The sequence below is a fragment of the Vibrio sp. Vb1574 genome (genome assembly GCF_033338675.1).
Window position 1 is genome coordinate 46,096 of record NZ_JAWOTC010000002.1, and the last position, 25,842, is coordinate 71,937.

Sequence of the window (25,842 nt, forward strand, 5' to 3'; positions counted from 1 at the left end):
GAGCTGTGCCAATACTCAAAGATTAGCTGCTAGAAAATAATATCGATAATTTCCCCGCCTAGGCACTACTCTATAATCTTGTTGTCTCGTAGTATATAGAGCCTAGCATGGAGGAATCTATTAGCTTCAACGTGCCAAGACAAGGCTCTTTCATGCCTTGAGAGTATCTGCAAAGCCGGGAGGCTGAGATGTTTATTCAGTATGGCTCTTATTGGGCAGTTTATGGATCAGCCAGTAACCAAGACTCATACTAAGAACTACAGCCGCAATTCCAATCAGGTACATTGGAGACAAGGTTTCAAAGTCTATAATAATGACCTTTCGGGAGATTGCCATCAGCGCGGTGGCCATGACGATTTTTACATGAATAACATTTTCTCTCAGGTAAATAGTTATATTGATGAAAATTTCAATAGCAATTAAAACGGCCATAAAAGCACCAAAAGTGGCTAGCATATCTGAAATCGTCAGAATGAGTTTAGGTGGCGTGATAAGTTTTTGATATATCGTCCATGCAACATCTATCACACCCATGACGATTACAAACAACATAACTATCGACAATACTCTTACAGACCAATGAATCACTATCTGTAATTTTTTTGTTAACTTATCATTTTTATCGACTTCCATGGCCCTGTTTCCTTCGCTTGTTTATGTTCACTTAACCTTCATATGTTGAAGCTAGACAATTGAATACATGTCGTTTAAAGCATAGTTGCTGTGGTGAGAGATAGAAGCGTCCGAGGGAAGGAAGTTATGAAACTTAGGAGTGGGCACAATGTTGGACACATAATGTAATCTCTGGTGTCATGCGTTATTACCTCATTACCTCATTTCTGATCGTGACGAATCGACTGATGAGGTGGTGATTCATCACCTTCACGGCAAACTGAATGAGCGAATACCACAACGTATTGATACTGGGCAAATCGATGCGCTTGTTGCTGGTTCCTCCGTGCGCTATTAATAGAAATGCAAGCGAATAAGGAGTGGCTAATCGCTCAAACGGCAAAAACTATTGGAATTAAGTCAAGGCCCTTTTTTTTAATGAAAAGGCTTATTGATCTGAACACACCGCTTCTCCATATAAGTATATCCACAAATACAAACCTCAAACTGGCGATAAAGAGCTTTAATATTGATAAATATATAAACAGCTTGGGCGCTGAAGAAATTTCAGTATACTGCGCTTAGGTTACACTGTAGAAAAAATCGCCGTATTCCCAGCGGGGTCCTTTGATAAGAAATAGAAATCGCGTTTGAATATGCAACCAAACGATTTTGCCGCTTGCAGGTTATTCGGTATACAAATAATAAACCTTTGACTAGTCCGAAGGTCGGTCGAATGAGAGAAAGTCATGTTTTTTAATAAGTCGCTTCAACAAGAAAATCAACGATTAAAGCAGGAGTTGCAAATCCTGCAGCAAATCCAAACCAGTTTAGATGAAGAGATGATCCGCTTAACATTGGATAGTAAAGGCATCATTACTTCTGCAAATACTAAGCTACAGCAAGAACTTTTCTTAAATGATGATGAGATCTTAACGAAATCAATTACTGAATTGGTACCGTCAAATTCGCGCAATACAGATCACTTTCATCGAATGAAGAAAGCCGTCCAAGATAAAGTGTTCTGGAATGGGGCATTGCAAGTACAGAAAGGTAATGGTGAGGAAGCCTGGTTAAGAACGATTATCCAGCCTGTTTTAAATGAGCACAGAGAAGTAGAAAGCTTTTTTGTTTTTGCTTCTGAACTTACGCGAACGATCAAATCATCTCGTGAGCAAGAGGACATGCTAAATGCATTAAGTCGTTCTATGGCGGTGATTGAGTTCACATTAGATGGTCATGTTTTAAAAGCCAACGATAATTTCCTAAACACAATGGGTTATACGCTTGATCAGATTCTAGGGAAGCATCATCGCATGTTTTGTGATCAGGAAGAGTCGAGCTCTCAAGCTTACCGTGAGTTTTGGCAACGTTTAGCAAAAGGGCAATTTTCATCAGAGCGATTCAAACGAGTTAACCGTTATGGTGAAGATGTGTGGTTAGAGGCTTCATATAACCCTATCCATAACGACAGAGGAGAGCTCTACAAGGTCGTTAAGTTCGCGACAGATATTACCCAGCAGGTGATGCAGGAACAGAAAATGACCCAGGCTGCGCAATTGGCGAACGAAATCTCCCAAGAAACTGGAACACAAACCCTGCAAGGGCAAGAGGTTATAGGCTCAACGTTAGAAAAGATGCAGATACTTTCCGAGCAAATGCAGCAAGCGAACACGGCGATTGACGAGCTTAAAGCGCACTCATCGCGTATTAGCGAGTTGGTAAATAGCATCAGTGGTATCGCTGACCAAACTAACTTATTGGCGTTAAATGCGGCGATAGAAGCGGCTCGTGCGGGTGAGCATGGTAGAGGCTTTGCCGTTGTTGCTGATGAAGTCAGACAGCTTGCTACAAGAACCAATGCAACCACCGATGAAATTGTCACAATGGTCAGTGAAAACCTACAGCGAACAGATAACGCAGTTAAGCTGATCGCTAAATGCCAAAAAGAAGCACTAGATACGCTAGAGCTCTCTGAAAAAGCAGGCAATGTGATGAATGAAATACAAGATGGCGCTAGCCGTGTTGTAGAGGCCGTGGAGCAATTTAATCGCTCGTTGTAGTCAGTTCTTCATGCCAGCACAGGCTTTTAAGTTCCTATATAATCAAATTGTTTACTAGTGCTACTCATCGCCAATCAAGCGTGTTTTTGGTGATGAGAAAGCCAGTTCATTCCTTTCTTAATATTTCGTATTTCTATCTTTACGTGTCGCTATTTTACAACACTGTTAATAAAAAGTAGCGTAATTTAATCTCCTGTTAACTTGGTTGCGAATCACAGTTGGGGGAGACCTACTTGGACTTACTAAATTTCACCATAGATAACTTAGCGCTGCTAGGTACGCTTACCATGGAGCACATCTCTTTGGTTGCTCTGGCTGTTGGGCTTGCCATCTTAACTGGCGTACCTATCGGCATTCTTATCACACAAAATGAGCGCGCTGCGAAAGTGGTGCTTTACGTAGCGTCCATCATTATCACCATTCCTTCAATCGCATTGTTTGGTTTGATGATTCCTCTCTTATCGACCATTGGTCATGGGATTGGCTACGTGCCCGCCGTGATTACCGTACTGCTTTATTCTCAGCTGCCTATTATTCGCAACACTTATACCGCAATTCACAACGTAGAACCATCGCTCAGAGAGGCTGCTCGCGGTATCGGGATGACGCCTTTTCAACGTTTGAAAATGGTGGAAATTCCATTGGCGATTCCGGTGATTATGGCGGGTGTGAGAACGGCAGTAGTAATGAATATTGGCGTTATGGCGATCGCCGCGTATATCGGAGCCGGTGGGCTGGGCGTGTTTATCAGCCGTGGCATCTCGCAAAGTGATCCTCGACAACTGATCGTTGGTGCCATCGCCGTCAGCCTTCTGGCTATCATCGCGGATTACGGATTGATTCGACTACAAAAAAGATTAACGCCACCGGGCCTAACCGCTGCTCGATAAAGGACAAATAATAGGGACATTCAAATGATCAAAATTGACAAGCTAACCAAAATTTTTGAAACGCCTAATGGCCCGGTGACTGCCGCAGATCACATTGAGATGGAAGTTCCCAGTGGTGAAATATGTGTGCTACTTGGCCCGTCCGGTTGTGGCAAAACCACCACGCTGAAAATGGTCAACCGAATTATTCCCGCGACATCGGGCAAGATCTATCTTGGCGGTGAAGATACTTCTGGGATGGATACAGTCACTCTGCGCCGCAACATCGGCTATGTTATTCAGCAAATTGGCTTATTTCCCAACATGACGATCGGCGAAAACATCGCGGTGGTTCCCAAGTTATTAGGGTGGGATAAGGCAAGGTACATGACGCGTGCAAAAGAGCTATTGGAGATGGTTGCTCTTGATCCTAGTGTCTTTCTTAATCGTTATCCAAATGAGTTGTCTGGCGGACAGCAGCAACGAATTGGAGTTGCTCGAGCGCTAGCTGCGGATCCTCCCGTCATGCTGATGGATGAACCTTTTGGTGCGATTGACCCGATCAACCGTGAAGTAATCCAGGATGAGTTCCTTAAAATGCAGCAAGAGCTCAACAAGACCATCATGTTTGTCAGTCATGACATTGATGAAGCGGTCAAAATGGCCGATAGAATTGCGATTTTCCGCGATGGTCATCTGGTTCAGTACGATACGCCTGACGATTTGCTCGCACACCCGAAAGATGATTTCGTGAAAAACTTTGTCGGAGATGATCGCGCACTTAAACGTCTACGCTTAGTGACGGCTGAGTCCGTCATGCAGACCACCTTTGCGCACGTGAAACCTAACGAGACGCTTGCCGACGCTTTAACCAAAATTGACGCGTATGGGTATCGCGACGCCGTGATATTAGTAAATGGCCAACACCAGCCTATCGGTTATGTGCCAAAAGCTACAGCAATCAATATGAAGGGGTACTGCGGTGAACATTATGTTGGCCTGAAAACAATCGCCCGAACCACGGATGATCTGCGTAAAGTCGCGTCGAAGATGTTCACGCACGACATTGTTTGGATGCCGTGTGTTGACGAGAATGGCCGCTTAGTGGGAGAAGTCACACAGCGCGGCATTACTCATTATCTAGGCGCAACTTATCAGCGCGATACCTCTCTTAGTGAGCCACAGCCATTGCATCAGGCTAAGGAGGCATCGTGACCAATCAGCTAAAACAAACCTACTATTTCGTTTTATTGGCGTGTGTCTTTGCGTTGGGTATTTATTTACAAGGCGCGGGTACGATCGATGATTTCCTCTACTACCAAGAAGACATTGTTTATTTGACGGTTCAGCACATTGAACTGGTGCTGCTGTCTGGTGGATTGGCGATCCTAATCGCTATTCCCGTCGGCGTATTGCTCAGCCGTCCTCGTTTTCAGAAAGTCGCAGAATCGGCGATGCAGGTTTTGAATGTGGGGACCACGATTCCTACTTTAGCTATTCTTGCGCTGGCAATGAGCTTTCTTGGCATTGGCACCATGCCTGCGGTATTTGGGCTGACGATTGCCTCGTTGTTGCCGATTGTCAGAAACACCTACATCGGGCTGAAAGAAGTGCCCGCTCATTTAAAAGAAGCGGCGTCAGGCATTGGTATGACCGAGTTACAAATGTTATTTCAGGTTGAAATTCCTAATGCGCTGTTCGTCATTTTTGCCGGTATCCGCACGGCGTTAGCTGTCAACGTGGGCACCGTGCCACTGGCCTTCTTAATTGGTGGCGGTGGGTTAGGGGAGCTCATTTTTACCGGTATTGATCTGGATGAACCCATCATGATGCTGGCAGGCGCTATTCCTACAGCGATGTTGGCTATCGCTATCGACAGTGTGGTAGGAGCCGTTTCCTATGTCACTGTACCTAAAGGCTGTAACCCTATTAGAGCTAGACAATAACAATCCTAAAAATTGAACACAGACAGGAGTCAAACATGTTAAAGCAAATTACTCGCCGCTTGCTGGCCGTTGGTGTACTGCTTTCAAGTTTTCACGCATCCGCGGAAATCGTCGTAGGTGGCAAAAACTTTACAGAACAACAGCTTTTAACGGAGATCACGTCTCAATATTTAACCAAAAAAGGCTACGACGTTGATAAGCGTTCGGGCATGGGCAGTGCGGTTTTGCGTAAAGCGCAAGAAAACGGCCAGATTGATCTTTATTGGGAATACACGGGCACATCACTGATCATTTACAACAAAGTCAAAGACAAGCTCCCAGCAGAGCAAGTGTATCAACGCGTTAAGGAACTCGATGCGAAGAAAGGCCTAGTTTGGCTTAACCCTTCAAAAGCGAACAACACCTACGCGCTCGCTATGCGCAGTGACGATGCGAAACAACGTGGCATCTCAACCTTGTCCGAGTTTGCCGAGCAAATGCGCCAAGACCCGCCAATGACCATTGCTTTGAATGCGGAATTCTATGCACGAAAAGATGGCTTCCGACCTTTACAGAAAACCTACAAATTCAAAGCTTCACGAGACCAAGTGAAACGCATGGATACTGGGTTAACTTATGATGCGCTAAAAGGGCAAGAAGTCGATGCTGCGCTCGTATTTGCAACAGATGGTCGTATCAAAGCATTTGGTTTTACCGTTTTAACGGATGACAAACAGTTCTTCCCTGATTACGCGATCACTCCTGTGGTTCGCCAAGAAACGCTAGATGCGAACCCAGACCTTGCCGAGCAAATGAACGCGCTTTCTGCGGCGATCGATGGCGATACGATGTCGACATTGAATCAACAAGTTGATGTGGAGCGACGTTCGATCTCAGAAGTCGCAAGCCAGTTCCTATCTGAGCATAACTTGGGGTAATACCATGACTATCCTGCAAGTCAGTGTGGCCCAAATCAACGCCCAGTTAGGCGATGTGAATGCCAATCTGAATACTCATCAGGATTACATAAAGCAAGCTGCGGCCATAGGGTCGCAGCTATTGCTGTTTCCTGAACTCTCCTTGACCGGATACCAGCTCCAATCCTCTGTGCGTGAAGTTGCCATGAAGCGTGATGATGCTCGGCTTAAAGAGCTTGCGCAACTTGCACCGCAGATGTCCGTGATTGTCGGCTTTGTTGAACAGGCCGCTCCGGGAGAGTACTACAACGCGATAGCTTGGTTGCTCGGTGGTACGGTGGTTGCTGTGCATCGTAAAGTCAATTTACCAACCTATGGTGGGCTTGAAGAGGGTAAGTGGTTTCATTCGGGAGAGGCTACCACCAGCGTTTCTCTTGACGAAAATTGGCGAGGCTCGGTTTTAATTTGCGCCGATTTATGGAATCCACCTTTGGTTCATTGCGCGCTACTCGATAAGCCTGAAATCTTGCTCGCGCCGATCAACTCGGCCAGCAGTATTGTCAGTAAAGACTTTTCCAATGAAGACAACTGGTTAGTTAACGTTAAATTCTATGCGGTGCTCTACGGAACCCCAGTTTTGATGGCCAATCGTTACGGGCCAGAGGGCGAAGCGTGGTTTTGGGGAGGAAGCTGTATTTTGTCTGCAACGGGTGAGCTATTGGCGCAGGCAGAAGACGGTGAAACCTTGATAACTGCAACCTTGTCATTGGACGATATTGATAAAGCCAGGTTCGAGCTGCCTACCGTGCGAGACAGCAATACACCATTGATCACAACGCTATTGTCGAAGGCAAAACGCTAAAACTGGAGCAGTAGATGATGCAATCTATTCATCGATTTATTCACGAATTAACCTTTGAACAGCTTCCAGCTGACGTTATTGAACAAGCGAAATATTGCGTCTTGGATCTGTTGGGTGTCGCCGCAGCAGGTAAAGCGACGCAACTGCAAAATATGGTAGCTAAACTCGCGCAGAAGCAGTTTGCCGGTGATACGCCGATGCTGTTTTCTGATCACACGGCCAGTGGTTGTGGGGCGACTCTATATGGCGGCATGTTGATTGACAGTATGGACGCGCACGACGGCCAAGTCCTGACGAAAGGCCATGTTGGCGTCGCTGTTTTGCCGGGGCTGCTCGCCAGTATGCATGAGTCAGCGATCACGGGAGAAGAGTTATTAACGTCCCTCATCATTGGCTACGAAATTGCAACTCGCGCCGGAATCGCGCTGCATCAAACCGCTTGTGACTATCATACTTCTGGTGCTTGGAATGCGTTGGGCGTCGCTGCGGTGTCTGCAAGAAGAAAAGACTTAACGGATGCACAAACAGAGCATGCGCTCGGCATTGCCGAGTTCTATGGCCCGCGCAGTCAAATGATGCGTTGTATTGAACATCCAACCATGCTCAAAGACGGCTCTGGCTGGGGAGCGATGGCGGGCTTTGCCAGTGCAGAGCTGGCAGAAGAGGGCTTTACTGGCGCGCCAGCCGTGACTCTGCTGGACCAACAAACTCACGCTTTGTGGGCAGATTTAGGGCAGCGCTGGTATATCCTGGAGCAATACTTTAAACCGTATCCGGTTTGTCGTTGGGCTCAACCCGCGGTTGAAGCGGTGAGAGCGCTGCAACAAGAAAATAAACTAAAAGCTGATGAGATTGAACTTATCGAAGTTCACAGCTTTCACCAGGCGGTGTGCCTGCATACCAAGCGCCCTGAGACAACCGAGCAGGCTCAGTATAGTTTGCCATTTTCAGTCGCGAGTGCGGTTATAGATAATACGGTCACGGTAGAAGCCGTCACCAAAGGACTGAAAGATCCTGCTCGCTTGGCACTTACGGAACGGATGAAGTTAATTGAAGAGCCTGCATACAATGATAAGTTTCCAGCCGAACGTTGGGCGCATGTCGTGGTGACGTTGAAAAATGGCGACAAACTGACTTCGCCTCCCTGTATTGCGCGAGGTAATCCTGAAAATCCGCTCAGTCGAGGCGAGATGCGAGGTAAGTTTCGTACTTTGGCAGAGAAAGAACTGCCCGCTTCGCGCGTGTCAGCGATAGAAGAGGGTTGTTTGCAACTTGATAAAGCCAGTAAAGAGCAGGTACTTGCTTGGCTATCATTGCTTTACCAAGGCACGTTGTCCGATAAGCCGTCTGACACATCACGATGAGATCGAAGAGATCGAACTCCTTTCTCTTACTCAATCTTAAGCTAAACGTCGCTCTTCACGCGGCGTTTTTTCATAGCGTTTTTTGTAGCAGCGCGCAAAATACGATGTAGAACTGAACCCACAAGCCGTGCTGATTTGAGTGATGGACAGCATGGTTTGCAACAACAAATGTTGAGCGCGTTCTAAGCGCAATTGAAGGTAGTAATTGCTTGGTTTGTCTTGCAAGTATTGCAAAAATAACCTTTCCATCTGCCTGACCGATAATCCTACTTGTTCGCCAATTTCATAGCACTTTAGCGGCTCTTCCATGTTGGCTTCCATGATCTCTACAGCGTCGAGCAGGCGCGGGTGGCGGATGTTGTGCTTACGGATTAACGACATCCGCTGTTTATCATGCGCGGGTCGAATCGCAGGGTGAATGCATTGCTCTGCCACTTGATTCGCCAAGTCACTCCCATGTTGGTTTGTAATTAAATGAAGCATCATATCCAAACCGGCTAAGCCGCCCGAACAAGTTGGTGTGCGTGGGTCGAATTCGTACAACTCACTGGTCACGTTAATGTTTGGAAATTCCTCTGCCAGGCTGTTGGCGGACTCCCAATGCACGGTACACGTTTTGTTTTTTAACAGGCCAGCTTTTGCTAACAATACGCTGCCTGTCGAAGTCGAGCCCACGGCGATGCCTTGACGAAGCGCTTGCTTTAACCACTGATTCACCGAGCCACTCGCAGCAGCAACATGGGCGCCAATACCTGCCACAACCAGCAGCAAGTCTAAATGAGCAATGTTGTTGACTGACTGTGTTGGCGAGAATGAAACGCCATTACTGGCCGACACTTCTTTATCTTCGAATCCATAAATATCCCACTGATACAAATCGCAACCAGCGAGGCGGTTGGCCATTCGAAGAGGTTCGATAACCGCCGAAAAAGAGAGCATCGAAAAATCAGGAATAAGGAAAAAACCAATGCGATACGTGTGTGTCGTTTTCATTCTCTGTGGTCACCAAGTGGGCAGTTCATCTATGTCGTATTTCTGGATAAGAATGTCGCAATTGTTAAATTATTGCTATCAAAATTCGAACATGATGTGACTTAAGACAAGGACTTCTTTGTCGAGCATACACATTCATTTGGACGAGATAATTATGATTGAACAAAAAGCCCCAGTAATTAGTGATGGTCTACGCCTTGATGGCGCTTTCTTTACTGACGAGAACGTTAACAACCCAGACTTACCGATCGTTATTGTCTGCTCAGGCTTTACTGGGCAAAAAAATATTCACCCAGAGCGTTACGCGAGAGCCTTAACTGCGAAGGGCTTTACAGTATTCGGATTTGACTACCGTGGCTTTGGTGAATCTGAGGGTATTCGTGAGCGAGTTATCCTAGATGAACAAGTACGTGACATCGCGAACGCGGTTGCGGTTGTGAAACAGCGCGCTAACGAGGAAGGCCGCAAAGTCGTACTGGCTGGCTGGGGCATGGCCGGTGGATTAATTCTTGATGCTTACCGAGTTTGTCAAGATGCGATTGATGGCCTTATCTCCATGAACGGCTTTTATGATGCGGTACGTGTTCAGGTTGCTCAACGTGGCGAGCACGGTTGGAAAGCGTTCCGTCAATTTATGTTAGAAGAGCGTACACGTCTTGCTCTTGGTGGAGAAAAGCAGGGGATTGATCCATTTGAAATCTACCCGCTTGACCCAGTAAGCCGCGAATATGTATTCACTGAACTGGTCAAAGCACCGGGCTACGGCGTGACATCTGATCTGGATTTTGCGGATTCTCTCATCAATTTCAAACCGGAAGCCCTACTGGACGAGCGATTTGCAGATGCGCCAATCTTGATTGCGCACGGTGCAGAAAACGATCTTCACCCAGTGACCGAAGCAAAGTCGCTGTACGCGAAATACCCTGGGCCGAAATCTCTATTCTTACTGCCTGAAGGTGGTCACACCGAGTGGATGTTGGACGACGATCCTAAGTTTATTCAGTTCTCTGGCGTGATCGCGAACTGGTTGAGTGAGAACTTCAGTTAAGTCTTCAAGAGGTGCTTTCGTTGATGGCACCTCTACCTTTCTGACAGGATGATTTTCGATGAGCATAATTCCATTTTGTGAAGCGGCGGACCCATTTGTAAATAAACCAACAATCGCGATTCCTGAAGGCGCGGTTGATTGTCATGCCCACGTTTTTTCTTCACGTTATCCGTACTGTGAAACGCGAACCTACACGCCACCCGATGCCAGCGTCGGCGCGTACCTGCATTTGCACCAGCAATTAGGCATCCGTTATGGCGTGCTGGTTCAGCCGAGTGTGTATGGCAATGACAACCAGTTGCATCTTGATACATTACGGTATTTACGCCAGCAAGGTTACGACTACAAAGGCGTCGCGGTCGTGGATGCGGATGTGTCCGAGCAAACGCTGGATGAGCTACAAGAAGCCGGATTTTGTGGGGTGCGGATGAACCTGCTGTTTAAAGGTGGTATTGAGTGGCGTGATGTTGAGCGTTTAGCGGCTCGCCTTGCAGAGCGACACTGGCACCTTCAATGCTTAATTGATGTTTCGCAGTTTGATGACTTATATCACCGATTAAGGGCTTTACCCGTGCCCGTAGTGATTGATCATCTTGGACATATGCCAACAAACAAGCTGATTTCTCATCCTGGTTTTCAAACCTTATTGAAGCTTAAGGCCGAAGGGAAAGTGTGGACAAAACTGTCGGCTCCGTATCGTTTGTCGCCTCAATCGCCGCCTTATGATGACGTTTCTCCATTTGCTCAAGCTTTGTTAGAAGCGAATGAAGAGCAATGTGTCTGGGGTTCGGATTGGCCTCACCCATGTTTTGCTGCTGAGATGCCAAATGATGGCCAGTTGTTAGATACTTTGTGGCACTGGACGCAAGATACGACACTGTTTAGCAAGATTCTGGTCGATAACCCCAAGCGCCTCTACCGCTTTTAACTCCACATTCATGTTATGAACCTAAAAAGACAACCGTAAGGCACTGATTCAAATTATGCTTCCTGCACTTCCGCTACAGGTTTCTTCTGATCCTGTGGTTATCAAGTTCTTTAACACCCTTAAACAGCTTGGTTTCAAGGGGGATACTGATGCTCGCTATACCACTCGATTGAGTATGGCGACTGACAACAGCGTCTACCAGCAACTTCCGTTGTCGGTCGTCTTTCCTGCCAACCATCATGATGTGGTAATACTTGGCAAGGTCAGTGCTCGTGATGAATTTAAACACCTGACCTTTTCGCCCAGAGGAGGCGGAACGGGCACTAACGGACAATCATTGAACTCGGGGATCGTGGTTGATCTGTCTCGCTATATGAATCGAGTGTTAGAGATCAACGAGCAGGAAGGTTGGGTGAGAGTGGAAACTGGGATAGTCAAAGATCAACTCAACGACATCGTTCGCCCTTATGGTTATTTCTTCTCGCCAGATCTGTCGACCAGCAACCGCGCGACATTAGGTGGGATGATTAATACCGATGCATCAGGCCAAGGCTCTTTGCAATATGGTAAAACCTCGGATCATGTGTTGGAGCTCAAAGCCGTATTGGCAGATGGCTCGGTGCTCGATACCGAAGCAATTCAACAAAACAAACGGTTAAACTGTGATGTAGTATCGCGAGCGTTAAAAATTACGGAGGAAGTTTGTCGAGACAAGCGTCAACAGATTCTGGATAAGTTTCCTCCTCTGAATCGCTTTCTTACTGGTTATGACCTAAAAAATGCCATCAACGACAAGAGTGAAGAGTTTGACGTCACGAGAATATTATGTGGCTCTGAAGGTACGTTAGCTTTTATTACTGAAGCCAAGCTCAATCTTACGCGAATACCTACTACGCGACGGTTAGTGAACGTTAAATACGATAGTTTTGATTCTGCATTGCGAAATGCTCCCTTGATGGTCGAAGCAGAGGCGCTATCGGTTGAGACAGTCGATGCAAAAGTACTCAACCTTGCAAGAGAAGACATTGTCTGGCACTCGGTAAAACACGCGATCTCAGATGTGCAGGGCAAAGAGATGCAAGGAATTAACTTTGTCGAGTTCGCAGGCAGTCACAGCGATGATATTGAGGATAAAGTTGAACGCTTACTTTCAATTCTCGATAAAGAAATGGCTCATCGACGCAGTGGTATCATCGGTTATCAAGTCTGTCGCGACCCCAAAGACATCCAAGCTATTTATGGAATGCGCAAGAAAGCGGTTGGGCTGCTTGGCGCGGCTAAAGGTCAGGCAAAGCCGATTGCATTCGCGGAAGATACCTGTGTGCCGCCCGAAAACTTGGCGGACTTTATCGCGGAATTTCGTACGTTACTAGACAGCAATAACCTGCATTATGGCATGTTTGGGCATGTGGATGCTGGCGTTCTTCACGTGCGTCCTGCGCTCGATATGTGTGACCCTGAGCAAGAAGCGTTGATGCATCAACTGTCCGATGATGTGGTCGATCTGGTGGCAAAATACAATGGCTTAATGTGGGGGGAGCACGGTAAAGGATATCGCTCAGAATATGGACCTGCCTTCTTTGGTGATGAGCTCTTTATTGAATTAAGGCGCATTAAAGCGGCGTTTGACCCAGACAATAAAATGAATCCGGGGAAGATTTGCACACCACTGAATAGCGACGCTGAAATGGCTAAAGTCACAGCGACCAAGCGTGGCTACTATGATCGTCAGATCCCCGTAGAAGTCCGAGAGTCGCTTAAGCCCGTACTGTCTTGCAATGGCAATGGGCTGTGTTTTAATTACGATGCTGATAGCCCAATGTGTCCATCATTTAAAGTGACAGCCGATCGTCGCCACTCTCCGAAAGGGAGGGCGGGGATAATGCGTGAATGGCTGCGTCGCCTTAATGACAGTGACTTCGATTTGCTCGCCAACGAACAGCAACTTCTCAATCAAACGTTATCGGTTAAGCTTTTGGCTCAGAAGCTGAGTCAACTGATATCTCGCCCCGCATCTGATGATTTATCGCATGAAGTTTATGAGGTGATGAACGGTTGTCTAGCGTGCAAAGCGTGTGCGAGTCAGTGTCCTGTGAAAGTTGATGTGCCTGATTTTAGAGCACGTTTTTTACACCTCTATCACTCTCGTTATCGCAGACCTCTGCGCGACTATCTGGTGTCGAATATTGAGCAACTGCTGCCGATTATGGCAAAAGCTCCCAAGCTGGTTAATCGAATCGCATCTAGTAGGCCTGTTACGCAAGTATTAGAGACATCCATCGGTTTTATTGATTCGCCAGTGCTATCGATCCCTACGTTGCAAAGTCGATGTCAGGCACTTGGCGTGAGCCCGTTTGACTTTGCGTATCTAGAATCGCTTTCCCCAGAAGTGAAGCAAAATTACGTCTTGATTGTTCAAGATCCATTTACCAGCTTTTATGAAGCCGAGTTGGTTGCGGATTTTATTCAGTTATTGCAGCGGTTAGGGAAACACCCTGTTGTTCTGCCTTTCAAACCTAATGGGAAAGCTCAACATGTAAAAGGTTTCCTTAAGAAATTCGCCAGAAATGCACAAAACACTTCGGATTTTCTCAACCAAGTTGCTGAACTTGAAATTCCTATGATCGGTGTCGATGCGGCCTTAGTTCTTTGTTATCGTGATGAGTACCATCAGGCTCTAAAAGAGAAGCGAGGCGAATTTACCGTCTATACGGTTCATGAATGGCTGGTGAATCGACTGAATGAATGGTCACCAGTATGTGCATTAAATGAAGAACCGTGGTATTTGATGGCGCATTGCACAGAAAAGACCAAAATACCGGAGACTGAGAAATCTTGGCAGTCTATTTTTCAGCACTTTGGCTTAAATCTGCAAGTCATACCTACGGGATGTTGTGGCATGGCTGGGACATTCGGACATGAAGTGGATAAGAAAAGTACGTCTGAAGCTATATATCAGCTTAGTTGGAAACCGAATATAAAGAACCTGCCCACTGAGCGTGTGTTAGCCACGGGGTACTCCTGCCGCAGTCAAGTTAAGCGTTTTGAAGGGGAGGTAGTTCGACACCCGGTACAGGTTTTAGCCAGTTTGCTTGCTGTATAGAATGCTAAAGTAATTTAGTATGCGAAAAGGCTTGCCTTAAGACTTTGCCTGCATTTAATGTATCTAGCAGCAGAACTTCAATCTGCGTGACAACAATACAGGAGAGGATCGGGCTTTCACTTCCGCTCGACAGAAACTCCTTTCAAATTTACACAATAGCGCAGTAAAACTCTCTTGCTGCGCTATTGTGTGTTCCATATTTTGTGAGTACTTATGTTTAACTCAGAACGCAAAGCGACGGTTATTCTGGTTGCGACGACGATGATCGCTGCACTTGGCTGGATATTCTCTAAGGAAACAATACAGGGTTTACCACCTTTTGGCTTTATTGGGGCGCGATTTACTATCGCTTCGCTCTGCTTACTGCCTCTATGTTACCGACCTTTGCTGAAAGCAAACTTAAAAGATGTGCTTTCTGCTGGTGGTGTCGGGCTCCTGTTAGGCAGTGCCGTTATGACATGGATTTACGCTATTTCTATCAGTGATACTCTTGGGGAAGGCGCATTTATCATGAGCCTTTCCATGCTGTTTGTGCCGATTGTTGCATGGGTTATGTTTCGTCAACGACCACAACGAATTTTCTGGCTTTCTTTGCCTATCGCTGTATTAGGTCTTGCTTGTCTTTCTTTAGTTGGTGGCTGGAAACAATCGGCCAGTCAATTGTGGTTTCTTGGTGCAGCACTGGTTTTGGCGCTTCATTTTAATGTGAACAGCAAATACTCTCAAAAACTACCTGTGCTGCTGCTTACTTGCGTGCAACTTTTTTCAGCAGGTTGCTTAGGTTTGTTGGTTTCATTTTTTATGGAATCTTTCCCGGCAGAGGTTGACTCCTCTATTTGGTGGTGGTTTGCGTTGAGTACCTTATTAGCGACGAGCTTGCGTTACGTAATGCAAACCATGGGGCAAAAATTTGTTCAGGCAGGTAACGCTGCTCTAATTATGATATTAGAACCAGTTTGGACGGTTATTCTGAGCGTGCTGTGGTATGGCGAGGTGCTAACGGCAAATAAACTAGTAGGTTGTGTGCTTATCTTATTTTCTCTAATTATTTATCGTACTGGCGGGCGGTTTCGCTTCCCTACTCGAAAGTAGAGCAAGTTAACTTGGGTTGGGAGAATTTGAGGTGCCGGATGGCCTTCTACGAAAGTGATAATACGCGGTTACGCAATGCTAATGACACTTTTGATGTAGGCTGCCGACCCAGCTCTTCGCTGATCATCCAGCCAGCTTTAGCCAGTAGCTCTAAGTCGATCCCCGTTTCTATTCCTAACCCTTGGCATAAATATAGTACATCCTCCGTTGCGACATTTCCTGATGCGCCATGAGCGTATGGGCATCCACCCAGCCCAGCTACACTGCTGTCGATGGTATTGATGCCCATATTCAATGCTTGATGAATATTGGCGAGTGCTTGTCCCCATGTATCGTGGAAATGGACAGCAAGCTGGGGAAGAGGTGCAACCAACATGACGGCTTCTAGCATAGCAGCGATACGGTTTGGCGTGCCTGTACCGATTGTGTCGCCTAGAGACACCTCATAACACCCTAAATCGATGAGTGATTTGACCACGCTCGCCACTTGTTTAGGGGCTGTCGGGCCATCGTAAGGGCAGTCGGCAACGCAGGATAGATAGCCACGAACAGGGATGCCGTGTTTGGTGGCTAATCGCATTACAGGTTCGAAGCGAGTTAGGCTTTCTGCAATCGAGCAATTGATATTGTGTTGGCAGAATCCTTCTGAGGATGAAGTGAAAATTGCGACCTGATTGGCGTCAGCCTCCAACGCTTGTTCTAAGCCTTTTAGGTTTGGAGTCAGGGCAGAGTAGGTAACATGATTTCGCCGTGTTATTGCTTTCATGACCTCTATTGAGTCCGCCATTTGTGGCACCCATTTGGGTGAGACAAAAGAGCCCGCCTCAATATGCGTTAACCCAGTATCAGAGAGTAAGTTGATCAGCCGGATTTTAGTTTGGGTCGCAACAGGAGATTCATTTTGCAACCCATCTCTAGGACCTACTTCGACAATCTTTACTTTGGAAGGTAGCATTACTTGTCCTGTGACTTGGTGACCCAACTTGGGCTACGTTTTTCAAGAAACGCTTGCAGCCCATCTTGACCTTGGGGTGATACTCTAATGTCCGCAATGAGCTTGCTAGTATAGTGAATCAGTTGTTGATCAATGGGGTTTTGATGACATTGATGGCAGAGCGTTTTTGCTTTACGCATCGCATCTGGGCTATTCAGTAGTAAAGTCTTGATTACGCTACCGACCGCATTTTCAAGTTGTTTGGCTTCTTTCACTTCGTGCACAATACCAAACCGTTCGGCATCCTCGGCTGAAATGACTTCACCACTTAAAATATAACGTCTAGCTTGTCGATTCCCCATCGCGCGCATGACGTAAGGCGCAATGGTTGCTGGAACTAAACCAAGCCTAACTTCACTTAAGCAAAAGTTGGCACTTTGGCTTGCGATGGCGATATCACTACAACAAATCAACCCCAAAGCGCCACCATAAGCGGAACCTTGAACAACTGCGATGGTGGGTTGAGGGAACGAATCTAATGTTTCCATGAGTCTTGCCAAGTTTTGGGCATCAACGAAGTTATCTTGCCTCGTGCTTTCGGCCATCGACTGCATCCAATTCAAATCGGCCCCGGATGAAAAATGCTTACCGTTACTTTTTAATACCAAGCACCGCACATCCGTTCGTAAAGCGAGATAATCTAGGCGGTGGATCAGCAAGTCGATCGTACAAGCGTCAAAAGCATTGTGTTTGGCTGTTCTGTTTAGGGTAATGGTCGCTACGCCATTATCATCGACATGCCAAAGAACATCATCTTGCCTTTGGGCGTTGGGAATAATGCTTGGTTGCATTTCCTGCATACTAACTTCCTTAATTCATCTTTGGGTGTTTACATTCTGAAGACGCCAAACTCGCTATCAGGAATGGGGGCATTTAATGCTGCCGTTAACGCTTGACTCAACACCTGACGCGTTTTTTTAGGGTCAATAATTCCGTCATCCCATAGCCGAGCACTCGCAAAATAGGGATGTCCTTGTGTTTCATACAAGTCTATGATCGATTCTCTAAAAATGTGCTCTTCTTGCTCTGACCACGCTTCCCCCTGACGTTCCTTCGCGTCTTTTCGAACTTGTGTTAAAACGCCTGCTGCTTGTTCTCCGCCCATCACAGAAATACGCGCGTTCGGCCACATCCACATCATGGTTGGATCATACGCTCGGCCGCACATGCCGTAATTACCAGCGCCGTACGATCCACCGATGATCACGGTAAACTTCGGCACGTCAGCACAAGCGACGGCCATCACTAACTTGGCGCCATGTTTTGCGATGCCTTCTTCTTCAACCTTTTTTCCGACCATAAAGCCGGTAATGTTTTGGAGAAAGAGAAGCGGTGTTTTCCGTTTGGCGCACAGCTCAATAAAGTGCGCGCCTTTTTGTGCCGATTCAGAAAACAAGATACCGTTGTTTGCCACAATACCAATCAAGTGTCCTTGAATACGAGCGAAGCCACACACTAGCGTTCTGCCGTACAAGGCTTTGAATTCGTCGAAATCAGAATCATCGACGATGCGGGCAATAATTTCTCGAACGTCGAATGACAGTCGTAAGTTGGCATTCACAATTCCGTAGATTTCTTCTGCGTCGTAGCGGGGAGGAAGCACGGTGTTTTCTGGCTTAACAGGTCTTGTTCTATTGGCATTGGCAATGGCTTCTCTCGCAAGCATTAGGGCATGTTCATCATTTTCAGCGTAATAATCTGCGACACCAGATTTTCGACAATGCACGTCTGCACCGCCGAGCTCTTCACCCGTCACGACTTCGCCAGTGGCCGCTTTCACCAAAGGTGGCCCCGCCAAAAAAATGGTGCCTTGCTCTTTAACCATAATGGACACATCCGCCATGGCAGGAACGTACGCGCCCCCAGCAGTGCAAAGCCCCATCACAACAGCAACTTGGGGGATGCCTTTCGCCGACATTCTCGCTTGGTTAAAGAAAATGCGACCAAAGTGTTCTTTATCGGGGAAGACGTCGGACTGATGAGGGAGATTTGCGCCACCGGAGTCCACCAAGTACACGCAGGGGAGTTGGCAACGTTGGGCAATCTCTTGCGCTCTAAGGTGTTTTTTTACCGTGAGTGGGTAGTAGGTTCCGCCTTTTACCGAAGCATCGTTGGCGATGACCATGCATTGAATCCCCTCTATGATACCAATGCCGGCGATAACGCCAGCGCAGGGGATCGCTTCGTCATACACTTGCCAGGCGGCAAACTGGCTGATTTCAAGAAAGTCAGTGTTGTCATCAAGCAAGCGCGCGATGCGTTCTCGTGCGGGGAGTTTTCCTTTTTGCCTCTGGTGCTGAATGGCTTTTTCACCGCCGCCCTGTTTGATGGTCTCGATGTGTTGATTAAGTTGAGTGACCAACGTTTCCATCGCAGCTTTATTGGAAAGAAATAACTCGTCAGTTGGCTTAGTTTTACTTTTGATAATGGCCATAATGACTTCCTTGTCGTATGTTCCGTTAGCGAGATTCTTCGAACAACTCTCGGCCTATTAACATGCGGCGAATCTCTGAGGTACCCGCGCCGATTTCATAAAGCTTTGCATCACGTAGCAAACGACCAGCAGGGTATTCATTGATGTAGCCATTCCCACCGAGCAGTTGTATTGCATCGAGTGCCATTTGTGTGGCGAGCTCTGCACTGTACAAAATCGCTCCTGCCGCATCTTTGCGTGTTGCGTTACCTCGATCACAAGCCGCTGCGACGGTATATACATACGCTTTTGCTGCACTCATTCGAGAGTACATATCGGCGATCTTGCCCTGAACTAACTGAAACTCGCCAATGGATTTTCCAAACTGCTCTCGTTCATGTACGTACGGGACCACAATGTCCATGCAAGCTTGCATTATCCCGAGTGGTCCGGCAGCGAGGACGACGCGCTCGTAATCCAGCCCACTCATTAACACCTCGACGCCTTTATTCAACTCGCCAAGAATATTCTCTTTTGGCACTACGCAATGGTTAAATACAAGTTCGCAAGTATTCGAGCCTCTCATGCCTAGCTTGTCCAGCTTTTGAGCATGAGTGAAACCTGCGAAGTTACGTTCAATAATGAATGCGGTAATGCCACGTGAACCTGCGCTGACATCCGTTTTAGCGTAAAGTACCACTACGTCAGCATCGGGCCCGTTTGTTATCCACATTTTGTTGCCATTCAGTACAAAATGGTCGCCCTTGTTCTCCGCTTTCAGTTGCATGCTTATCACGTCTGAACCGGCATTGGGCTCACTCATCGCTAGGGCGCCAACGTGCGTACCATCAATGAGTTTTGGAAGGTATTTTTCACGTTGAGAAGGCGTGCCGTTACGAAAGATTTGGTTGACGCACAGGTTAGAATGAGCGCCGTAGCTTAGAGCGACAGACGCAGAGGCACGGCTGATTTCTTCCATGGCAACAACATGAGCGAGGTATCCCATGCCTGCACCACCAAGCTCTTCATCGACGGTCACACCAAGCAACCCCATTTCTCCCAACAAAGGCCATAAATGATTCGGGAACTGGTTATCGCGGTCTATCTCAGCGGCGATGGGCGCAATATGTTCCGTAGCAAAGGCATTAACGTGTTCTCGGAGCATATCGATGGTATCACCAAGTCCGAAATTGAGTGGGGTATAGGTGCTTTTCATAACGTCTCCCGGTATCAGAGGTAAGGTGGAAAAGCCGATAGCGGTGTTGCTAATTGAGTATAGCGTTTATGTCTGCTTGCTTTTGAGTGTTTGAATACAACGCTCCTTAGCGGCATTCAACTCAGCCATAACGACGCTGATGTCGTTGAGTTGTTGTTGTAGGACAGCTTGTTTCTCTTCAATGATATTGAGCATTTTCAACAACTGTCCTTCGGTTTGTTGCATGTCGTAGAGCTCGAAAAGTTCACGAATTTCTGCCAACGAAAAACCGAGTCGTTTCCCTCTTAAAATCAGTTTGAGGCGAATTCTATCCCTGCGTTGATAAACGCGCATATTGCCTTTTCGCTCTGGTTCAATCAGACCCACGTCTTCATAAAACCGGATACTGCGAGTAGTAATATCAAACTCCTTGGCGAGGTCACTGATCTTGTATTTTTCCATAACATACTTACCTCGAATAAAAATCCAGTTTCTGGAAATCGAACCTTTAATGGGAAGGTCGAACATCAACTTTGAAATATAAACGCCTGCTTGGTGTGTTTTTTCATCTCATTGTAAAGGCTAGTGCTATGCTTACGTAAACGTCAAGAAATCGCGGAATGAAAGTTTGTTAGTGAAAAAGGCGATAAAGGCTGGTGTGGCGCTTGGTGAGTAATTCTATGTAGGGTGTCATCATTCTGCCAAGTGTTCACATATACCTTAAGGGAATGCGAATCATGGGAAAAGACATCTGGATTGTCAGCGCGAAAAGAACGCCAATTGGGCGCTTTCAAGGCAAGTTGCAAACTTACTCTGCTCCTCAATTAGGCGCACTGGCGATCAAGGCGGCAATGCACGAAGTGAATGTGACTTCGGTGGATGAAGTGTTCATGGGATGTGTGCTTCCAGCAGGGTGTGGACAAGCTCCTGCGAGGCAAGCATCTATGGGGGCCGATCTTCCTTTGGGTGTAGGGTGCACCACCATTAACAAAGTGTGTGGCTCTGGCATGAAGAGCGTCATGTTAGCGCACGATCTCATTAAAGCTGGAACGATTCGCTCAGCCATTGCTGGTGGTATGGAAAGTATGACCAATGCGCCGTATTTGCTGAGGGAGGCGAGAAAGGGAATGCGCATGGGGCACCAGTCTACGTATGACCACATGTTTCTCGATGGGCTACAAGATGCTTACGAAGGGCACTTAATGGGTGTTTATGCTCAGCAAGTCGCTGACAGGCTTAAGTTCACCAGAGAGCAAATGGATGAATGGGCCGTGATGTCGGCAAAACGTGCGTTGGAAGCTCAAGAGCGAGGCTTGTTTGCCGATGAACTTTCGCCGGTTTCACTCAATACCAAGTCAGAACAAGCGGTGCTGGACTACGATGAGCACCCACGCTCGATTGACCTTGGTAAAATTCCTCAACTCAAACCTGCATTCGATGAAAAAGGTACGGTGACCGCTGCTAATTCGAGTGCCATTTCAGATGGCGCGGCGGCTCTTGTGCTTATGGATGAAGACACTGCGCGTCATCAGGGGCTTAAACCACTTGCGATCATCAAGGCGCACTCTACACATGCCAGAAAACCTGCAGAATTTACTTTGGCACCCGTCTACGCAATTGAGCAACTGCTGTTCCAGCTAGATTGGTCAATTTATGAAGTGGACCTGTGGGAAATCAATGAAGCCTTTGCCGTTGTGACACAAATAGCGGTGGCGGAACTTGGACTAGATACGAGCAAAGTAAATATTAAAGGTGGAGCCTGTGCACTTGGGCATCCGATAGGGGCTAGTGGCGCACGAATTCTGGTGACATTGATTCACAGTTTGCGTCAGCTACAAGCGCTAGGCACCAATGGTGATCTCGAAGCCAAAAAAGTGATGCGGGGTGTTGCGTCACTTTGTATCGGTGGTGGAGAAGCCACGGCGATAGGCATTGAAATACCGCTTTAATTGAAATCAGAAAGGAGTAAATGATGACTCGTTTGGTTCCCTTGTTTATTGGTGGCGAGTTTCGTGAATCTCAAACATCGGATTGGGTTGAGGTAACCAATCCTGCCACTAATGATGTCATTGCGTACGTTCCATGTTCCACAGAGCACGAGATGGAAGCTGCCATTGATAATGCGAAAGAGACATTCCAATCCTGGAAGGAAGTGGCAGTATCCGAGCGTGCCAGAGTCATGCTTCGTTATCAGCACTTGCTCAAAGAGCATCATGATGAGCTTGCCACACTGCTTTCTCATGAAACGGGTAAGATTTTAGCGGATGCTAAAGGCGATGTGTGGCGTGGTATAGAGGTGGTTGAGCAGGCGGCAAACATTGCTAGCAACATGATGGGCGAAACCGTCGAAAACGTTGCCACGGATATTGATAGTTACTCAATGATTCAGCCCCTAGGTGTGTGTTGCGGCATTACGCCATTTAACTTTCCTGCCATGATTCCGTTGTGGATGTTCCCAATCGCTATCGCTGCGGGCAATACATTTGTGCTTAAACCCTCCGAACAAGTGCCATTGACCTCTATTCGTTTAGCTGAATTATTTGAGCAAGCTGGCGCGCCGAAAGGAGTGTTGCAGATCGTTCATGGCCGCAAAGAACAAGTCGACTTTCTTCTGGCTCATCCTGATATTCGAGCGGTGTCATTTGTTGGCTCGGTTCCCGTTGCCCGTTATATCTACACCACAGGGACTAAACATTTTAAACGGGTTCAAGCTTTTGCTGGTGCAAAGAATCACATGGTGATCATGCCTGATGCAAACAAAGATCAAGTGGTGAATAACCTAATCGGAGCCTCCGTAGGGGCTGCGGGGCAGCGTTGTATGGCAATTTCTGTTGCGGTATTTGTCGGCGATTCAAAACAATGGATTACAGACCTCAAACAGGCAATGGCGAAAGTACACCCTGGGCCTTGGGACGATGAGCAAGCTGCTTATGGCCCACTGATCAGTGAGCAAGCTAAACAACGCGTATTGGACCTAATTGAAGATGGCAAACAACAAGGCGCAGTGTGTGAACTCGATGGAAGTCAGTGTGAAGTGGAAGGCTTTCCCGATGGAAACTGGATTGGCCCAACCTTGTTTAGCGGTGTAACAGCGAACATGTCGATTTACACGCAAGAGATATTTGGCCCTGTCTTAGTTTGTATGGAAGTCGAAACGTTGCAAGAAGCTATTGAGTTAGTGAATCGCAACCCTTACGGCAACGGAACTTCTATATTTACCGCTAATGGCGCTGCTGCGAGAAAATATCAGCATGACATTCAAGTCGGTCAGGTTGGGATCAATGTGCCTATTCCAGTCCCTTTACCATTTTTCTCCTTTACTGGTTGGAGAGGCAGTTTCTATGGTGATTTACATGCGTATGGTAAACAAGCGGTACGTTTTTATACCGAGACCAAAACGGTGACGGCACGTTGGTTTGATGACGATATTCCAACGGGGCCTAATTTGACCATCCAACTGCGCTGAGTGAATAGAAGGAGCTTTTATGGACTTTGAACTTAATGAAGATCAACGTGCATTTGCCGATACCGCTCAGCAATTTGCCGATGAGTGTTTAGCACCGATGGCGGCGGAGTGGGATGAAAAGCAGATCTTCCCCAAAGACGTATTGAGAGAGGCGGGGGAACTGGGGTTTCTCAGTCTCTACACTCCAGAAGCGCAAGGTGGCCTAGGGCTGAGTCGCTTGGATGCGTCAATTATCTTTGAACAACTCTCAATGGGCTGTACGTCGACGACCGCTTTCATGACGATTCACAACATGGTCAGTTGGATGATCGCGAGTTTCTCGAACGAAGAAGTGAGAGCCAAATATTGCTCTAAGCTGGTCTCTGGCGAGTGGTTGGGTTCATATTGCTTAACCGAGCCTAATGCGGGATCGGATGCCGCTTCGTTGACCACAACCGCGAGCAAAAAAGGTGATACTTACGTGCTGAATGGCGGCAAAACCTTTATCTCTGGCGCAGGAGAGACAGATGTTTTGGTCGTGATGGCGAGAACTGGAGAAGCGGGTGCCAAAGGCGTGTCCGCATTTGTTGTCCCTGCTCACGCTGATGGTATCAGCTATGGGCGCAAAGAACCCAAAATGGGTTGGAACAGCCAGCCAACACGAGCGGTTACTTTTGAAAATGTCGTTATTCCAGCTAGCCATTTACTGGGCGAAGAAGGGCAAGGTTTTGTCTTTGCGATGAAAGGGCTTGATGGAGGGCGTATAAATATTGCGACCTGTTCCGTCGGTACGGCTCAACAGGCCCTTGAACAGGCGACACAGTATATTCAGGAGCGTAAGCAGTTCGGCAAGTCGCTTGCGCAGTTTCAAGCCTTACAATTCAAATTAGCAGACATGGCGACAGAGCTAGTGGCTGCTCGGCAGTTAGTGCGCTATGCCGCCAGCAAGCTCGACCGAAATGACCCAGATGCCACGGCTTATTGCGCGATGGCAAAACGGTTCGCAACCGATGTGGGCTTTCAGGTTTGCGACCAAGCGCTGCAGCTTTATGGCGGCTATGGTTACATCAAAGAGTATCCAATGGAGCGTCATTTCAGAGATGTGCGTGTGCATCAAATTCTGGAGGGAACCAACGAAATCATGCGCTTGATCATCGCGCGCCGTTTGCTCTCTGAGGAATCGGCCTTGCTGTAGCGAAGTATTGGATTTGCTCATTGAGAAAGGATTCAGATATGCCATTAACCCAAGAAGCCATTCAACATACGATCACTAATCACGTTGCGGTGGTGACGATGAACAACCCGCCAGCCAATACGTGGACATCAGAGAGCCTCAAGGTACTGAAGTCGCTGATACTCACACTTAACAATGATAAGCAGGTCTACGCACTGGTTTTAACCGGCAGTGGAGAAAAGTTTTTCTCTGCTGGTGCGGATCTCAAGTTGTTTTCTGACGGTGACAAAGCGGTTGCGTTAGACATGGCGCGATGCTTTGGTGAAGCGTTTGAAACGCTCTCGGAATTCCGTGGTGTTTCCATTGCCGCTATTAATGGTTACGCCATGGGTGGAGGTTTAGAAGTGGCATTAGCTTGTGATATTCGAGTCGCTGAAGAGCAAGCGGTACTTGCTTTACCTGAAGCCAAAGTCGGACTTTTGCCCTGCGCTGGCGGTACCCAAAACCTCACAGCGTTAGTAGGGGAAGGCTGGGCAAAGCGTATCATTTTATGTGGAGAGCAAGTCAGCGCTGACAAAGCAAAAGAACTAGGCTTGGCTGAGGAGTTGGTCTCCAAAGGCGAAGCTTTAAGTAAAGCGCTGGAGCTTGCTGACTCTGTTGCGAACCAGTCGCCATCTTCTGTCGCCGCATGTAAGGCGCTCATTCAAAATATGCGCTCTGCGCCACTTAAGCACGGCTTAATGAAAGAGCGAGAGTTGTTTCTGACTCTTTTTGATACGGAAGATCAAGTTGAGGGTGTTCGCGCCTTTTTAGAAAAACGCCCACCGCAATGGAAAAACCGATAG

The 25,842-nt window shown here is 47.2% G+C and carries 22 protein-coding genes; 15 read left to right on the forward strand and 7 right to left on the reverse strand.

The annotated features are described in order from the left end of the window. Nucleotides 1-192: 192 nt before the first annotated feature. The gene (locus R7O12_RS01925; RefSeq protein WP_005375731.1) at nt 193-633 is read right to left on the reverse strand and encodes a phosphate-starvation-inducible PsiE family protein; all 441 of its coding nucleotides are present in this window, start codon (nt 631-633) and stop codon (nt 193-195) included. A gap of 728 nt (nt 634-1,361) precedes the next feature. On the opposite strand from R7O12_RS01925, the gene R7O12_RS01930 reads away from it, so the two are divergent. From R7O12_RS01930 to R7O12_RS01960, 7 genes are all read left to right on the forward strand, one after another. Further along, complete coding sequence (locus R7O12_RS01930; RefSeq protein ID WP_042521095.1) at nt 1,362-2,675, forward strand: methyl-accepting chemotaxis protein; 1,314 nt, start codon at nt 1,362-1,364, stop codon at nt 2,673-2,675. Nucleotides 2,676-2,962: 287 nt separating this feature from the next. Then, on the forward strand, nt 2,963-3,565 hold the full coding sequence (locus R7O12_RS01935; RefSeq protein ID WP_017635730.1) for an ABC transporter permease: 603 nt from the start codon (nt 2,963-2,965) through the stop codon (nt 3,563-3,565). Nucleotides 3,566-3,589: 24 nt separating this feature from the next. Then, a complete protein-coding gene (locus R7O12_RS01940; RefSeq protein ID WP_005389193.1) occupies nt 3,590-4,759 on the forward strand; it encodes an ABC transporter ATP-binding protein in 1,170 nt (389 codons plus the stop codon). Next, nucleotides 4,756-5,490 (forward strand): ABC transporter permease, encoded by a 735-nt coding sequence (locus tag R7O12_RS01945; RefSeq protein ID WP_182035719.1) that lies wholly within the window; start codon nt 4,756-4,758, stop codon nt 5,488-5,490. Before R7O12_RS01940 ends, R7O12_RS01945 begins: the two co-directional genes overlap by 4 nt. A gap of 35 nt (nt 5,491-5,525) precedes the next feature. Then, a complete protein-coding gene (locus tag R7O12_RS01950) occupies nt 5,526-6,407 on the forward strand; it encodes a glycine betaine ABC transporter substrate-binding protein (protein ID WP_005375745.1) in 882 nt (293 codons plus the stop codon). A 4-nt stretch (nt 6,408-6,411) separates the two neighbouring features. Further along, nucleotides 6,412-7,248: a nitrilase-related carbon-nitrogen hydrolase gene (locus R7O12_RS01955; RefSeq protein ID WP_262659519.1), complete on the forward strand. Its 837-nt coding sequence runs from the start codon at nt 6,412-6,414 to the stop codon at nt 7,246-7,248. Between the two features lie 14 nt (nt 7,249-7,262). Further along, nucleotides 7,263-8,612, forward strand: coding sequence for an MmgE/PrpD family protein (locus R7O12_RS01960; protein WP_017634272.1), 1,350 nt, complete (start codon nt 7,263-7,265; stop codon nt 8,610-8,612). 36 nt (nt 8,613-8,648) lie between these two features. On the opposite strand, the gene R7O12_RS01965 is transcribed toward R7O12_RS01960, so the two are convergent. Further along, nucleotides 8,649-9,605 (reverse strand): GlxA family transcriptional regulator, encoded by a 957-nt coding sequence (locus tag R7O12_RS01965; protein WP_318104365.1) that lies wholly within the window; start codon nt 9,603-9,605, stop codon nt 8,649-8,651. Nucleotides 9,606-9,759: 154 nt separating this feature from the next. Between R7O12_RS01965 and R7O12_RS01970 the strand changes: the two genes are divergently transcribed. The 4 genes from R7O12_RS01970 (at nt 9,760) to R7O12_RS01985 (ending at nt 15,776) form a co-directional block, all read left to right on the forward strand. Beyond that, on the forward strand, nt 9,760-10,653 hold the full coding sequence (locus R7O12_RS01970; protein ID WP_167418992.1) for an alpha/beta hydrolase: 894 nt from the start codon (nt 9,760-9,762) through the stop codon (nt 10,651-10,653). A 58-nt stretch (nt 10,654-10,711) separates the two neighbouring features. Further along, complete coding sequence (locus tag R7O12_RS01975; RefSeq protein ID WP_213961480.1) at nt 10,712-11,581, forward strand: amidohydrolase family protein; 870 nt, start codon at nt 10,712-10,714, stop codon at nt 11,579-11,581. A gap of 55 nt (nt 11,582-11,636) precedes the next feature. Beyond that, a complete protein-coding gene (locus tag R7O12_RS01980) occupies nt 11,637-14,684 on the forward strand; it encodes an FAD-binding and (Fe-S)-binding domain-containing protein (RefSeq protein WP_318104369.1) in 3,048 nt (1,015 codons plus the stop codon). Nucleotides 14,685-14,897: 213 nt separating this feature from the next. Then, complete coding sequence (locus R7O12_RS01985) at nt 14,898-15,776, forward strand: DMT family transporter (protein WP_005375761.1); 879 nt, start codon at nt 14,898-14,900, stop codon at nt 15,774-15,776. A 46-nt stretch (nt 15,777-15,822) separates the two neighbouring features. Here the strand turns inward: R7O12_RS01985 and R7O12_RS01990 are convergent, their stop codons facing one another. The 5 genes from R7O12_RS01990 to R7O12_RS02010 form a co-directional block, all read right to left on the reverse strand. Further along, on the reverse strand, nt 15,823-16,731 hold the full coding sequence (locus R7O12_RS01990; protein WP_054574355.1) for a hydroxymethylglutaryl-CoA lyase: 909 nt from the start codon (nt 16,729-16,731) through the stop codon (nt 15,823-15,825). Beyond that, the gene (locus R7O12_RS01995) at nt 16,731-17,570 is read right to left on the reverse strand and encodes an enoyl-CoA hydratase-related protein (RefSeq protein WP_318104371.1); all 840 of its coding nucleotides are present in this window, start codon (nt 17,568-17,570) and stop codon (nt 16,731-16,733) included. Before R7O12_RS01995 ends, R7O12_RS01990 begins: the two co-directional genes overlap by 1 nt. Before the next feature lie 29 nt (nt 17,571-17,599). After that, on the reverse strand, nt 17,600-19,204 hold the full coding sequence (locus R7O12_RS02000) for a carboxyl transferase domain-containing protein (protein WP_064354631.1): 1,605 nt from the start codon (nt 19,202-19,204) through the stop codon (nt 17,600-17,602). A 25-nt stretch (nt 19,205-19,229) separates the two neighbouring features. Beyond that, complete coding sequence (locus R7O12_RS02005) at nt 19,230-20,399, reverse strand: isovaleryl-CoA dehydrogenase (protein WP_158159375.1); 1,170 nt, start codon at nt 20,397-20,399, stop codon at nt 19,230-19,232. Between the two features lie 66 nt (nt 20,400-20,465). After that, complete coding sequence (locus R7O12_RS02010; RefSeq protein WP_017821195.1) at nt 20,466-20,840, reverse strand: MerR family transcriptional regulator; 375 nt, start codon at nt 20,838-20,840, stop codon at nt 20,466-20,468. A 275-nt stretch (nt 20,841-21,115) separates the two neighbouring features. Between R7O12_RS02010 and R7O12_RS02015 the strand changes: the two genes are divergently transcribed. The 4 genes from R7O12_RS02015 to R7O12_RS02030 are packed head-to-tail and all read left to right on the forward strand — an operon-like array spanning nt 21,116 to nt 25,842. Next, nucleotides 21,116-22,327 (forward strand): acetyl-CoA C-acyltransferase, encoded by a 1,212-nt coding sequence (locus R7O12_RS02015; RefSeq protein WP_017821196.1) that lies wholly within the window; start codon nt 21,116-21,118, stop codon nt 22,325-22,327. A gap of 23 nt (nt 22,328-22,350) precedes the next feature. Continuing rightward, nucleotides 22,351-23,844: a CoA-acylating methylmalonate-semialdehyde dehydrogenase gene (locus tag R7O12_RS02020; RefSeq protein ID WP_064354633.1), complete on the forward strand. Its 1,494-nt coding sequence runs from the start codon at nt 22,351-22,353 to the stop codon at nt 23,842-23,844. Nucleotides 23,845-23,863: 19 nt separating this feature from the next. Further along, on the forward strand, nt 23,864-25,018 hold the full coding sequence (locus R7O12_RS02025) for an acyl-CoA dehydrogenase family protein (protein WP_054574351.1): 1,155 nt from the start codon (nt 23,864-23,866) through the stop codon (nt 25,016-25,018). A gap of 38 nt (nt 25,019-25,056) precedes the next feature. Next, nucleotides 25,057-25,842, forward strand: a complete 786-nt coding sequence (locus R7O12_RS02030) for an enoyl-CoA hydratase (RefSeq protein WP_318125580.1) — start codon at nt 25,057-25,059, stop codon at nt 25,840-25,842.